The organism is Proteobacteria bacterium CG1_02_64_396, assembly GCA_001872725.1.
GTDB lineage: Bacteria > Pseudomonadota > MNWR01 > CG1-02-64-396 > CG1-02-64-396 > CG1-02-64-396.
In genome coordinates this window covers 1-13055 of the sequence record MNWR01000007.1, presented here as the reverse complement: position 1 = coordinate 13055, position 13055 = coordinate 1, and the positions used below count along the sequence as shown (strand labels likewise).

Here is a 13055-nt window from a genome sequence, read left to right as displayed (position 1 = left end):
GATAGGTGGCTCTACGTCAAATCAAACCGCGCTGCATCGCCTCGGCCAGCACATCGACCCGACGAATCTCGGGGCTGCGCAGCGGCGCCGCCCCACCCAGTCCTACCACAATCTCTTCTGGAACCTCCGGCCACAAAGCTGAGGCGGTCGCCTCGCCCAGGCCGGGGGCACATTCATCCAACTCGATGGGCTCTCCAATCCCCAACAGCAGCCCTTCGGTTTCGTTCTTCAGTTCGCTCAAGCTCCAATCCTTGCGGTTGCCCGCCTTGAACAGGGCGTTGAGTACCCTGAGTCGCGAGGCCCCTTTTGCAGGAACCACCGGATCAAGCCGAAGCCCCCGCCCCTCGATGGAGACAAAGTCCCCCCCGTTTTCTTCGGGGGTGGCCCAAGGCAACACCACCTGAGTCTGCTCCATCCAAGGCTCCCAGTGGGAGGCCAACACCACCGTGAACGGGCGGGACTGCACCATCGCAACCAGAGATTCGGGGTCGATACCATCCCCGAAACCGTCGACCCCCGCTAACACGAGACCTTCGACCCCCCCCTCCTGCGCGGGTCGGGTCATCTCGGCAAAACCCATCCCCTTGCCCTTGCGTGGCAGCAACCGACCTGCCGGTCCCATCCAGGGGAGCAAACCGGCCAGCACCCCCGCGGTGCGGCCCATGGCCGGATGGGGATACCCCACCAACAACTGGGCATCGCGGTCAGACCAAGAGCGGAGCAGACGGCGAATCAACGCACCCTGCCGGTGGGCTTCGACCTCGCGGGTCACCAGCACCAGCAGCTGCCCTTCGACGGGCAACCCCTCGGGCGGATGCCCCGATTGCTCACCCCACTGTGCCATCGCCTCGGATCCGATCCGACTACGCATGGCGCCGATCAAACCGGCGAGCATATGCGTTTCACTTGCGGCATCGCTTAAGGAACCAACCCAAGCCCCTGCCCTCTGTGCCCGTCGTACCCGATCATTGAGCATCGGCAGGTCGCGGCTAAGTCCTGAGCCAACGATCAGAATCGCAGGTGCTTGTTCGATTTTGGGCAATCCCAGAGGCAACCCGTAGTCGCCCAGCGAGATCGCTTCGCCGTCGTCCTCATGGCTTCCCCTTCCAATCCGGCAATCGAGATTGCCCGATTCCAGCCCTTGACGCATCCACTGTTGCAGCAGCCAAGCCGAGCCGACATCCATCCGCCCGCCGCCGATCAACCCAACCGTATCAAGGGCACGCAGACCGCGGTCGACATGAAGAGCCGCCTCTTCGAGGGAGGTCTCTCGCCAACCGTCCCGCCCACGGATCTTTGGTGTTAGGACCCGGTCCCGATTCATGCCCAGGTGGGCAAACCGCCCACGGTCGCACATCCAATGACCGTTGATTGCCGGGGCCTGAACGGCGCTCACCCGCAGAATCTCCCCCTCCAACACCCCGGGTTTGATCCGGCATCCCAACGAGCATTGGGTGCAATGGCTCTCTCGACCACGCAGCTGATAACTCAGGGCGCGGAACCGGCTGGGGCGGTCGATTAAGGCGCCCACCGGGCAGATGTCGATGATGTTGCCCGACAGGTTGCTGTCGAATCCGCCCGGACTCTCTTTCACCAACTCGGAGCGGTCTCCCCGGTTGATGATGCCAAGTTCGTCGCTTTCGGCGATCTCATCCATAAATCGGGCGCAACGGGCGCACAAAATGCAACGCGACAGGTCGGTCCCCACCAAAGGCCCAAAATCCTTATCGGCTACCCGGCGGCGCTCCTCGTGATACCGGGTGCGCTGCGGCCCCATCCCCATGCCGTAATCCTGCAACCGGCAGGCTCCGGCCTGATCGCACACCGGGCAATCGAGCGGATGGTGGATGAGCAACAGCTCCAGCACCCCACGCCGAGCGTTTTCAAGTTCGGGCGTCGAGGTTTTCACCACCATGCCATCGGAAACCGGCAACGAACATGCGGTCACCGGTCGCGGGATGCGGTCGACCGACACCAGACACATCCGGCAATTACCCGCCGGTTTGAGATCGGGGTGATGACAAAAATGGGGCAGCTCCACCCCCGCCTGTCGACACGCCTCGATCAACGGCAAACCGTCGCGAACGATGACCTCGCGGCCATTCACACTGATGGTGGCCATTACCGTCCCCCCGCCGCACGGCGCTGAGGACAGCTATGCTCCCGCACATGGCGCTCGAAGGCGGAACGAAAGTAGGTCAGGGCCGACTTTACCGGTCCCACCGCCGCATCCGACAACGCGCAAATCGTGATCCCCGGAACCATTCCGGTGAGACGCTCTAGGTTTTCGAGGTCTTCCTCGCTCCCCATACCGGCCTCGATGCGGGCCAGCAACCGCGCCATCCAACCGGTCCCCTCGCGGCAGGGGACACACTGTCCGCACGATTCGTGGGCGTAGAACTTAGCCAGTCGAGTCACCGCCCCGACAATACAGGCGCTGTCGGAGATCACCACCACACCGCCCGACCCGAGCATGGTCCCCAAGCGGGTCATGTCATCGTAGGTCATTGGGGTGTCAAGGTGCGCGGCAGTCAACATCGGCGCCGAACCGCCCCCGGGGATGATCGCCTGAACGTTGCGACCGTCGAGCACCCCCTGGCCGCAGTCCTCAACCAGGGTGCGCAGAGTGGTTCCGAGGGGCAACTCGTAATTACCGGGCCGACGCACATGGCCCGACAACGAAAAAATCTTGGTTCCGCTGTTCTTGGGAGTACCGATTCCGGCGTACCACTCGCCCCCGAAAGCCATGATGTCGGGCAAACAGGTCAGGGTTTCGACGTTGTTGACCAGGGTCGGTCGCCCGTACAAACCGCTGGTCGCGGGGAAGGGGGGTTTAAGCCGTGGCTGACCCTTCTTGCCCTCCAACGAATTGAGCAGCGCTGTCTCCTCACCGCAGATGTAGGCCCCGGCACCCCGGTAGATCAGCACGTCGAAACACTCGCCGAACATCCCCCCCGCACGGGCCTCTTCGATGGCTCGCCCGACCACCTGGGCTTCAAACAGGTATTCGCCTCGAATGTAGATAAACCCGAGCTGCGCCCCAATGGCATGTCCCGCAATCGCCAGACCCTCCAGCAAACGGAAGGGATCGAAGCGCAGGATATCCCGGTCTTTAAAGGTTCCAGGCTCCCCCTCGTCGGCGTTGCACACCACATAGCGGGGACCTTCACCATCCCGGGGGATGAATCCCCATTTCAAACCGGTGGGAAACCCAGCACCGCCGCGACCGCGCAGCCCCGAGGTCTTGACCTCGTTGATGACATCGCGCGGATCCATGGCGCGGGCTTTTTCTAGTCCTACCCCGCCGCCATCGGAGCGGTATCCAGCCAGGGTCGGCGCCACGTCGGGCCGGTGATGGCGCAGCAGCAGGCCGTTGACCTGTTGGGGACGGGGATCGCTCACTTGAGCTCCCCTTCCAACCATGCCATCACCTCTTCACTTCCGCGCAGCGCTACGTTCTCGACGTAACGACCATTGACCGCCACAACCGGCGCGCCGCCGCATGCCCCGAGGCACTCCACCTCTTCCACCAAGACACCTTCGGCTACCGCACGGCTCAACGCTTCGTGCAGCTCGATCCCACCGCGCAGCCAGCAGGCGATATTGGTGCAAACCGAAAGCACATGGTTGGGCACCTCACCGGTTCGGAACATGGTGTAGAACGACACCACCTCCCACACATCAAGGGGGCGCTCCCCGGTCAGGGCGGCAATCGACTCCACCGCCTCGACGCCGATGGCGCCGTCCCGATCTTGAGCCTCATGTAACAGGGGGATCACAGCAGAGGAGGGGCGGGGAAAACGGGCGACCACCGTTTGCGCCTGTTGGAGTCGCTCCCCCTGCCAATGCTGGCTCGGCTGATGTGAACCCACGTCGCTCCTCAGTCGATCAGCGGTCGATCGATCCAAACACCACGTCCAGGGTGCCGATGACCGTGACTACGTCGGCCACCATGTGGCCCCGGCACAATTCGTCGGTCGCCATCAGGTGGACGAAGTCGGGGTTGCGCACCTTGATCCGATAGGGGCGATTGCTCCCGTCGGCCACAATGTAGACCCCCATCTCACCTTTGGGATGTTCGACGGCGGCGTAGGTCTCCCCGGCCGGCACCGAATACCCCTCGGTGTAGAGCTTGAAGTGCTCGATGAGCGCCTCCATGTCCTCTTTGATGCGACCGCGGGTCGGAGGAACGATGGTGTGGTCGTCGATTTTCACGGGGCCAGGCTTCATCTGCTCCAGGCATTGGCGAATGATGCGGTTGGACTGGCGCATCTCCTCCATGCGAATCAGGTACCGGTCGTAGGAGTCACCCCCCTCGGTCACCGGAATGTCGAAGTCGAGCCGGTCGTAGACCTCGTAGGGCTGATCCTTGCGCAGATCCCAAGCCACCCCGGAAGCGCGCAGCATCGGGCCGGTGAAGCCCATCGACAAAGCCCGCTCCTTAGAAACCACACCGATTCCCACGGTGCGCTGCTTCCAAATGCGGTTCTCAGTCAACAGGCCATCGTATTCATCGATATAGCCAGGAAATTCCTCGGTGAACTGCCAAATACGCTCGGCCAGCCCCTCGGGAAGATCTTTGGCCACCCCTCCGGGACGGAAGTAGGCGGCGTGCATCCGCGCCCCACTGACCGCCTCGTAGAAGTCGAACAGGGTTTCACGCTCCCGGAAGCAGTAGAGGAAGACCGCCATGGCGCCTATATCGAGCGCATGGGCGCCAACCCACATCAGGTGGTTCAGGATACGGGTGATCTCGGAGTAGATGACCCGGATGTAAGAGGCCCGCTCCGGAATCTGAATCCCCAACATCTTTTCGACCGCCAAACAGTAGACATGCTCGTTGGCCATCATCGAGACATAGTCAAAGCGATCAAAGTAGGGGAGGTTTTGCAGGTAGGTCTTGTGCTCCATGAGCTTTTCGGTACCGCGATGGAGCAAGCCGATATGAGGATCGGCGCGCACCACGACCTCGCCGTCGAGCTCAAGCACCAAACGCAGCACCCCGTGGGCCGAAGGATGCTGGGGACCGAAGTTCAGGGTGTAGTTTTTGATCTGGGACATGGCTTACCTCAGTCCTGATAGTCCTGGAAGCGAAGTTCCCGGGGCTTGATCTGAACCGGGGTGTACACCATCCGCAGCTGCTGCTCGTCCCAGTGGCATTCCACCTCGCCGGAGAGAGGGAAGTCCTTGCGCAAGGGGTGCCCCTCGAAGCCGTAATCGGTGAGCAGACGGCGCAAGTCGGGATGGCCCTCGAACAGAATGCCGAACAGATCGAAGGCTTCGCGCTCAAACCAGTTGGCGTTGTTCCAAGTCTCGACCAGGGTGGAGACGGGATCCCATTCGCCAGCCTTGGTTTTGAAACGGATACGCTGATTCAGGCTGATCGACAGCAGATGAACGACCACCTCGAAGCGCTGTTCGCGCTGGGGAAAATCGACGCCGCACAGGTCGGTAAGGATCTCGAAGCGGCAACTGGGGTCGTCGCGCAAGAAGCGGGCAAGGGGCTCCCATTGCTCCTTGCTCACCTCCACATTGAGTTCATCGCCACGATGAATCGAAACGGTCACGGCGTCGCCGAACCGATTCTTAATCACTTTGGCCAAGGCCTGATAATCTGCCATTGCTCCTCCGCCTCAGATGCGCGCGATCGTTTCGGTACGTCGGACCTTGCGCTGCAGCTGAATAAAACCGTACAGCAGCGCTTCGGCCGTCGGGGGGCAACCCGGCACGTAGATATCAACGGGAACCACCCGGTCGCAACCACGAACGACCGAATAGGAGTAGTGGTAATAGCCGCCGCCGTTGGCGCATGAACCCATAGAGATCACCCAGCGGGGCTCGGGCATCTGGTCGTAGACCCGGCGCAGGGCGGGGGCCATCTTGTTGACCAAAGTACCGGCCACCAGCATCACATCGGACTGGCGAGGACTCGGACGGGGGATGATGCCGAACCGATCAAAGTCATACCGAGCGGCGCCAGCGTGCATGAATTCCACCGCGCAGCAGGCCAGACCGAAGGTCATCGGCCAAAGGGCGCTGGTGCGACCCCAATTGATGACTTTGTCGACCGTGGTGGTCACAAAGCCCTGCTCAAACACCCCTTCAGTTATTCCCATTCCAAAGCCCCCTTCTTCCAGGCCCAGGCGTAGCCGACGATCAAGATCACCAGGAAGAGCACCATCTCGACGAAGCCGAAGATCCCGATGTCGGTGAAGACCACCGCCCACGGGAAGAGGAACGCCGTTTCGAGATCGAAGACGATGAAGAGGATGGCGATCAGATAGAACCGCACATCGAATTTCGTCCGCGCGTCCTCGAAGGCTTCGAAGCCGCACTCGTAGGGCGAAAGCTTTTCGCGGTCGGGCTTTTGCGGCGCCACGACGTACGAAAGGGCAATCGGCACCACACCAAGCACGGTGGCGAGGATTACAAAGAGAAATACCGGCAGGTAAAGCTCAAGCATACCTGTGGACCCCCATCTTCAACCGAAACAGACAAAACCAAGATTTTCCGCGCCTTTTACAGCGACCCGGAACGGACGAACCTATCATGCGGTTCCGCTTGGTCTCGGTCAACGCAAGACAAACACTGGGAAATTCAAATCAGCCGCGCACAAACGCTTCGGGCAGGGAACGGTCTTCGGTCCCATCGTACTCGTGCTGATCGGATGGCAAACGACGAAATGGCTTTTCGCGCATCCACTCCTCGAAGACGTGGGCACATAGACCAGGGACACGAGCAATCAGGAAGAAGGCTTTTCCCATCCGCCAATCGAATCCCATGTCGCAAATAACCGCCGCGACGGCGCCATCGACGTTCAAGGGCAACTGTTTGCCGCTCTTCGCAAGTTCATCGCCCACTGCGGTCGCAAAGTCGATGTAGCGACCGCCGAAACCGTGTTTCTTGGCCACCTCAAGCAGGCGTACGGTCCGGGGATCACCCTCTTTGTGGATCTTGTGGCCATACCCAGGGAAACGGCGTTTGATCGCGGCGAATTCCGCCACGGTCTTTTTGGCCAGATCTTTCATGTCGGCCCCTTCGGGAGCGGCATCGACCACCTCGCCAAAGGTTTTGGCGCATTGCTCAATTGCGCCGCCGTGGTAATCACCCAGGGTCAAAATCCCCGCCGCCACCGAACTGTTATAGGAGTTGCCGCCCGAAAACACGGTGCGGGCCGCTACCACCGAAGGGGGAGCGATACCGGCATCGATCATGGAGACGAAGATCGCATCCATCATCGCAGCCTCACCGGCGGAGGGGAGCTCACCTTTAAGAATCAGGTAGATCGCCTCGCCGAAACGGAGGTTGCCGGCCAAGTCCATCACGTCGTAGCCGCGGACGTGGATCTCGCCTGCTTCGTTTTTGGTAATCGCGGTGCGCCAATGCAGAGACATGGGGTTCACCCTTAGACAAGAAGGCGGGCGGCAACGCCGCCCGCCAAATTGAGGCTTTGAAGGCTCGAATCAGATCGAGGCGAACTTCGGCTTGATCTCGTCGCCGGTCGAATCGGCAAAGTCGCGGGGGACCCCCAGCTCTTCGATGCAATCGACCAGGTTATGGTAGTACTTGGCCACCCGCACGTTGGGGCCGGCGCCGCGCAGCGCCCGTTTCTTATCAGAGGCCTTGCCCATACCGCGCTCCACCACCGCACCGGCGTGACCGAAGGCGACTCCCTCCTGATGCTCTTGGAACTCGCCGCCAATGAAGGCGGCCATCGGCTTGGTGAATTTTCCGGCCTTAACCGCCGCAGCGGCCTGCTCTTCATAGGAGCCGCCAACCTCTCCCAAAATCACCAACGCCTTGCAGTTGGGATCTTGTTCCAACTCCTCCATCAGATCGGAGTAGATGGTACCGGCGATGATGTCGCCGCCGATCCCCATGGCCATGTAGGTGCCCCAACCACGACGCTTGAGCATCTCGGCGGTGGTGGTGGTCAGTCCGCCCGACTTCGAGAGCACCACCACACTACCGGGAACCAGGGAGCCACTAGGGTCCTTACCGCCAATGGCGGCAATGCGGGCCAGACCAGGGATGATGCAACCCAAGGAGGTGCCACCGACCACGCGGGCACCATAACGCTTGGAGGCCTCATAGATCTCGGCTGCATCGCGTACCGGGGTGTGCTCGGTGACGATGAAAACCACCTTGATGCCGTTGCCCAGCGCCTCAAGGGCGGCGTCCTTCACCGAGGAAGGGGGGACATAAACCAAGGCTGCGTTGATGGAGGGGTCAGCTGCGACCGCCTCTTTGACGGTGTTGTAGACCGGAACGTTGGGCTCCACGGTCTGGCCGCCACGACCGGGGGTCACCCCCGCTGCTACGAAACCGGAATAGAGTTCTTCGGACTCGCGGATGACCTGGCTCGCCTCGCGACCGGTCGCCCCGATCACGACGAGGCGGGTGTTCTTATTAAGAATGCTGGTGCCCTTCATCGGATGATCCCCCTCAATTCGCCGAAGCATCCGGCTGATAGCCGGTGTGTTCCACGAGTAGGTCGCGCAGGATGACCGGCGCTTCGGTCAGCGGCAGTTCGGAGTCAAAAATCCGACCCTTGATGCCGTTACGGGCAAAACATTCACCCAGCAAGCGCAGACCTTTTTCGGCCTCGGGACCACCGCGACGCACCACCCAGATCAGGTCGCGGTCGAGCTTGCCCTCTTTGGCCAGATCATCAATGGCGTTGACCAGACCCTCGCCGAGGGTGACGTCGATGCGGGTATTGTTGGCGGTACCACCGCAAACCAAGACCCCTTTAATGCCGGGCTTGGAGAGGATGATGCGGCCGATTTTGTACATCTTCTCGGCAGGGGGGTTGCCGCCGATATCGGTGAAGTTTGCCGGACGCAAACCCACGTCATAGCAGGTCTCAATAGTCACCGCCGAACCGCCGCCACCGAAGGTCATCATGGCGATGTCGCCGCCCATGTCTTCGGGCTCGACGTAGGAACCGGCCTTGCCCCGGTGATCGTCTCGGTCGATCTGCACCGCATCGATCTCGCGCTGGGTCGGGTCGCGCATATAGGCCGAACGTTCCCCGAAGTATTTTTGAGGGGGGACGCTGGCGTCGTCATCCAGGGTTACCACGGCATCGAGGGCGCGAATGGTCAGCGCCGACTCCACCTCGCCGGTTTTGCGGTTCTTCTTCTGCACCCGCACGACCGCTAGGGGGTTGATCTCCAGCAGGCGGGATTCACTCTCCCAGAAGGCCTTGTAGATCTTGGAGATGGTCAGGGAGGCTTCGCGCAACAAATCGCCGAAATTCTCGGTAAACCCGATCTCCACCAGCATGTCGCGCACCTGGTAGGCGGGCAACTCGGGTTGGGCGGCCAAGGGGAACACCTTGATGTTGGCCGGATCGATCTCTTCCACATCCATGCCGCCCTGCATCGACAGGGTCACCACGGGGCCGCGATTGGCGGTGGAGTAGGTAAACGAGCAGTACATTTCGGCAACGATGTCGGCTTTTTCACACACCATGATGGCAACCGGCTTTTCGCCGTACACCAGCATGTTCATGATGCGCTCGACCTCGGCATTGGCCTGGGCGCCGTCTTTAACAACCTTAACCGCCCCCGCCTTGCCGCGTTTGCCGACCAACACCATCGCCTTGACCACGGCGCCGCCGCGTTCGTCGGCGAACTTGGCCACATCGTCCCCAGGCTGCGTCACCACAATGTACGCCGGGTGGGGAACCCCGTGCGGCTTGTAGATGTGGGACAGCGCTTCGTGCTCGTAAAGATTCACGGCCGAACTCCTGAACCATTCGAAATATGAAAAAGAAACGTACGCTTTGTGTTTGCCAAGCCGGTTGCATCCGTGCTCTGACACCACCCCTTGACCCGCTCCCGAGTGAAGGTTGAATTTTCCGTGATGGCTGTCAAGAGAAGTCGGAAGATTAAGAACCGACCTGGGGTTGTCAAGGGAAAGCAATGGTCCGAACCCCCCAAAAAAGCGTACTTTTTTAGCGATTATCGTTGGAGCGAATCGATGAACGAATTGACCTTAACCTTGCCCCTTTGGCTCGACGGAACGCGGGTCATCCCCGATCCCGAGCGCACCCTCACTGTCGCCTCGCCGTGGGACGGATCCATCCTGGGAGAGGTGGCCCTTGGGGATGTTTCGACCCTGAACGCCGCAGTTGCGTCGGCACATGCCGCGTTTCAAAGCTGGTCGCGCGCGCCCAACGACGTGCGTCGCTCTATTTTGGAGCGGGTTCGTCGCGGGTTGGAGGTTCGGCTTCACGATTTGGCCCGTTGTATCGCCTTGGAGGCAGGCAAACCGATTTCAGACGCTGAAGCCGAGGTGACCCGGTCAATTCAGGTTGTGAGGGTTGCCGGTGAGGAGGCCGGGCGCATGGAGGGGCAGTGGCTCGACCTTGATTGGACCGAGGCGGGCAGGGGACGCCAGGGATTGGTGGCCAGTTTCCCGCGTGGCGTGGTCGCCGCCATCACCCCTTTCAACTTTCCGTTGAATTTGGTGCTGCACAAGGTGGCCCCCGCGCTGGCCTGCGGCGCGACCTGCGTGGTCAAGCCGAGTCCCCGCACCCCGATGACGGCACTGATGCTGGGGGAGATCCTGCACGAGGCGGGCCTCCCCCCAGGTGTAGTGAATGTGGTCACCTGCCCCAACGAAAGTGTCCAACATCTGGTCGCCCATCCCCTGGTTAGGGTGGTCTCGTTTACAGGCTCCCCCGCCATCGGTTGGGCGATGAAGGGTCAACTCCCCACCAAAGAGGTTCTGCTCGAGCTGGGGGGCAATGCCGGATTGCTGATCGACGAAGGAAGCGACCTGGAACAAGCCGCACGACGCGCCGTTTTGGGCGCTTTTGCCAATGCGGGCCAAGTCTGTATCTCGTTACAACGTATCTATGTTGTGGGCCAAGCCTATGAGCGGTTTGTGGCGTTGCTTGCCGAAAATACCCGGGCGCTTGCGATAGGTGATCCCTTGGATCCTCACACCCAGATCGGTCCGATGATTTCGGTGGAGGCTGCCCGGCAGGCCGGGGCGTGGATTGCCGAAGCGGTCGCGGCGGGTGCACGGTTGGTATGCGGCGGCACCCGCGATGGCGCGCTGCTTGCTCCCGCCGTTCTGACGGGGACCGACGCTTCGTTAAACGTGGTATGCAAAGAGGTCTTCGCCCCCATCGTTTCGGTCATCCCCGTGCCCGATTTCGATACGGGGTTAGCCGCCATCAACGACAGCCCCTTCGGACTTCAAGCGGGTGTGTTCACCGATTCGGTCGAGCGGCTGATGCGGGCTTGGCGGCAGCTTGAGGTGGGGGGGGTGATCCACAACGACATCCCCACCTTTCGGGTCGACCACATGCCCTATGGCGGCAGCAAACGCAGCGGCAACACCCGTGAAGGGCTGCGTTACACCATGGAGGCTTTTACCGAATCGCGGCTTTTGGTGCTTCAGGCGAGGCTGCGTGACACTGTGTGATTGCGGTCGCGTTGCTGAATCCTGGGGCCGCTATGCTCCAACTTCACTTGGTTTTTCATTGGCTTGGGCTGGCTTTTTCGCTAGCCTTCCGCCTTCTTGTCCGCCCGATGTTGTGCTCGGCGGAATATGCGGTAGACGGGACGAACCCATGATTCGGCAAAAAACCTTAAAAAACAGCATGCGCGCCTCCGGCATCGGTCTTCATTCGGGCCGGAAGGTGAACCTGACCCTGCGCCCCGCCCCCGTGAACACCGGAGTGGTGTTTCGCCGAGTCGATCTTCCCGGCGCGCCCTTGATTCCCGCCCGTGCCGACCATGTGGTCGACACCATGCTTTGCACCGTGCTGGGCAACGAACATGGCCGGGTCGGCACGGTTGAGCATTTGATGAGCGCCTTGGCCGGACTGCAGATTGATAACGTTTTCATCGACATCGATGGGGATGAGGTGCCGATCATGGACGGATCGAGTGCCCCATTCGTTTTTCTGATTCAGTGTGCCGGAATCGAGGAGCAAAAAGCGCCGCGCCTGTTCATCAAAATCAAGAAGCCCTTCCAAGTCGAGGCCGAGGGCAAGGTCGCCTCGTTCCTTCCGGGGGAGGGGTTCTCTATCCGCTTTGCCATCGATTTCAACCACCCGATGCTGCGTAACCAGACGGCCCAAGTCCGTTTGAACGAGACCAGTTTTATTCGTGAGGTCAGCCGAGCACGCACCTTCGGGTTTCTGAAAGAGGTTGAGACCTTGCAATCGATGGGTCTGGCCCAGGGAGGCAGCCTCGATAACGCCATCGTCATTGATGATTACCGCATCGTAAACGAGGGGGGACTGCGTTATCCCGACGAATTCGTGCGGCACAAGATTCTCGATTCGGTGGGCGATCTGTACCTGTTGGGTCATCCAGTCATCGGGGTCTTCGAGGCGGAACGCTCTGGTCACGCCTTGAACAATCGTCTGCTGCGCGGATTGCTGGCCGACGAAAGCGCCTATGATCTGGTTCAGGTTCCCAAAGAGGTTGGGACATCTACTCCGGCAAAGACTGAAACCGCGCTCCACCCCCAAACGATTTGATGGAGGCGGTCCACGGACGGACCCCCCTTCCTGCCTGACCGCCGCACCCCACAATGCCCCCCCTCAACATCGTCACCTTTGAGCACAACGGCCAAACCATTGCCGTGGAGCCTGGCACGCGCTTGATCGCCGCAGCCCGCCAAGCGGGAATTTTCATCACTTCGGACTGCGGCGGGGCTGGGGAATGCGGCAAGTGCTTTGTCACGATCCGCGATGCCGAAGCACCCACCCCTCTTGACCTACGCCATGTTCCCCCTGATCGTCTTGTCGACGGGGCCAGGCTCTCTTGCCAGTACATCGTGCGGCGCGATTGCTCGGTCTACATTCCCCCCGGCAAACGGAGGTTGAACCGTTTTGACTGACGCGGTGGTTTTAATCATCGGTAACGAGATCCTGGCCGGCTACACCCAAGACACCAACAGCGCCTTCCTGGCCCGCGCCCTGCGCGCCAGGGGTGTGCGATTGCTTGAAGTCCGCACCATCGCCGACGTGCGTCAGACCATCGTCGATGCTGTACGTGTGGCGGCGGCGCGGGTGGGGGAGGGGG

Annotated in this window: 13 protein-coding genes and 1 pseudogene; 4 read left to right on the top strand and 10 right to left on the bottom strand. The window is 61.0% G+C overall.

The window, feature by feature from the left end; genetic code table 11:
- Positions 1–16: 16 nt before the first annotated feature.
- From AUJ55_00375 to AUJ55_00330, 10 genes are all read right to left on the bottom strand, one after another.
- Entirely contained in the window at positions 17–2122 is a 2106-nt protein-coding gene (locus tag AUJ55_00375; protein ID OIO61309.1) for a hypothetical protein, read from the bottom strand.
- Entirely contained in the window at positions 2122–3423 is a 1302-nt protein-coding gene (locus AUJ55_00370; protein OIO61308.1) for an NADH-quinone oxidoreductase subunit F, read from the bottom strand. The genes AUJ55_00375 and AUJ55_00370 overlap by 1 nt, the downstream gene beginning before the upstream one ends.
- On the bottom strand, positions 3399–3872 hold the full coding sequence (locus tag AUJ55_00365; protein OIO61307.1) for a hypothetical protein: 474 nt from the start codon (positions 3870–3872) through the stop codon (positions 3399–3401). Before AUJ55_00365 ends, AUJ55_00370 begins: the two co-directional genes overlap by 25 nt.
- A gap of 16 nt (positions 3873–3888) precedes the next feature.
- Entirely contained in the window at positions 3889–5061 is a 1173-nt protein-coding gene (locus AUJ55_00360; protein OIO61306.1) for an NADH dehydrogenase, read from the bottom strand.
- Between the two features lie 8 nt (positions 5062–5069).
- Complete coding sequence (locus tag AUJ55_00355; GenBank protein ID OIO61305.1) at positions 5070–5621, bottom strand: hypothetical protein; 552 nt, start codon at positions 5619–5621, stop codon at positions 5070–5072.
- 12 nt (positions 5622–5633) lie between these two features.
- A complete protein-coding gene (locus AUJ55_00350; protein ID OIO61304.1) occupies positions 5634–6116 on the bottom strand; it encodes an NADH dehydrogenase in 483 nt (160 codons plus the stop codon).
- Positions 6107–6463, bottom strand: a complete 357-nt coding sequence (locus tag AUJ55_00345; GenBank protein ID OIO61303.1) for an NADH-quinone oxidoreductase subunit A — start codon at positions 6461–6463, stop codon at positions 6107–6109. The genes AUJ55_00350 and AUJ55_00345 overlap by 10 nt, the downstream gene beginning before the upstream one ends.
- 139 nt (positions 6464–6602) lie before the next feature.
- Positions 6603–7394 carry a citryl-CoA lyase gene (locus AUJ55_00340; GenBank protein OIO61302.1) on the bottom strand — a complete coding sequence of 264 codons (792 nt, stop codon included), beginning with the start codon at positions 7392–7394 and terminating at the stop codon, positions 6603–6605.
- A 69-nt stretch (positions 7395–7463) separates the two neighbouring features.
- Positions 7464–8462, bottom strand: coding sequence for a succinyl-CoA synthetase subunit alpha (locus AUJ55_00335; protein ID OIO61301.1), 999 nt, complete (start codon positions 8460–8462; stop codon positions 7464–7466).
- Positions 8446–9744, bottom strand: coding sequence for a succinate--CoA ligase (locus AUJ55_00330; GenBank protein OIO61300.1), 1299 nt, complete (start codon positions 9742–9744; stop codon positions 8446–8448). The genes AUJ55_00335 and AUJ55_00330 overlap by 17 nt, the downstream gene beginning before the upstream one ends.
- A 243-nt stretch (positions 9745–9987) precedes the next feature.
- Between AUJ55_00330 and AUJ55_00325 the strand changes: the two genes are divergently transcribed.
- From AUJ55_00325 to AUJ55_00310, 4 genes and pseudogenes are all read left to right on the top strand, one after another.
- On the top strand, positions 9988–11442 hold the full coding sequence (locus tag AUJ55_00325; protein ID OIO61299.1) for a hypothetical protein: 1455 nt from the start codon (positions 9988–9990) through the stop codon (positions 11440–11442).
- Positions 11443–11590: 148 nt separating this feature from the next.
- On the top strand, positions 11591–12508 hold the full coding sequence (locus tag AUJ55_00320) for a UDP-3-O-[3-hydroxymyristoyl] N-acetylglucosamine deacetylase (protein OIO61298.1): 918 nt from the start codon (positions 11591–11593) through the stop codon (positions 12506–12508).
- 53 nt (positions 12509–12561) lie between these two features.
- Entirely contained in the window at positions 12562–12870 is a 309-nt protein-coding gene (locus AUJ55_00315) for a hypothetical protein (protein ID OIO61297.1), read from the top strand.
- Positions 12863–13055 (top strand): annotated as a pseudogene (locus AUJ55_00310) (competence/damage-inducible protein A). The gene AUJ55_00315 and the pseudogene AUJ55_00310 overlap by 8 nt, the downstream one beginning before the upstream one ends.

Bases quoted from the DNA above. Each gene is read 5' to 3' on its own strand.
- AUJ55_00375 (OIO61309.1), bottom strand. From the start codon at position 2,122: ATGGCCACCATCAGTGTGAATGGCCGCGAGGTCATCGTTCGCGACGGT.
- AUJ55_00370 (OIO61308.1), bottom strand. From the start codon at position 3,423: ATGGTTGGAAGGGGAGCTCAAGTGAGCGATCCCCGTCCCCAACAGGTC.
- AUJ55_00360 (OIO61306.1), bottom strand. From the start codon at position 5,061: ATGTCCCAGATCAAAAACTACACCCTGAACTTCGGTCCCCAGCATCCT.
- AUJ55_00355 (OIO61305.1), bottom strand. From the start codon at position 5,621: ATGGCAGATTATCAGGCCTTGGCCAAAGTGATTAAGAATCGGTTCGGC.
- AUJ55_00350 (OIO61304.1), bottom strand. From the start codon at position 6,116: ATGGGAATAACTGAAGGGGTGTTTGAGCAGGGCTTTGTGACCACCACG.
- AUJ55_00345 (OIO61303.1), bottom strand. From the start codon at position 6,463: ATGCTTGAGCTTTACCTGCCGGTATTTCTCTTTGTAATCCTCGCCACC.
- AUJ55_00340 (OIO61302.1), bottom strand. From the start codon at position 7,394: ATGTCTCTGCATTGGCGCACCGCGATTACCAAAAACGAAGCAGGCGAG.
- AUJ55_00335 (OIO61301.1), bottom strand. From the start codon at position 8,462: ATGCTTCGGCGAATTGAGGGGGATCATCCGATGAAGGGCACCAGCATT.
- AUJ55_00325 (OIO61299.1), top strand. From the start codon at position 9,988: ATGAACGAATTGACCTTAACCTTGCCCCTTTGGCTCGACGGAACGCGG.
- AUJ55_00320 (OIO61298.1), top strand. From the start codon at position 11,591: ATGATTCGGCAAAAAACCTTAAAAAACAGCATGCGCGCCTCCGGCATC.
- AUJ55_00315 (OIO61297.1), top strand. From the start codon at position 12,562: ATGCCCCCCCTCAACATCGTCACCTTTGAGCACAACGGCCAAACCATT.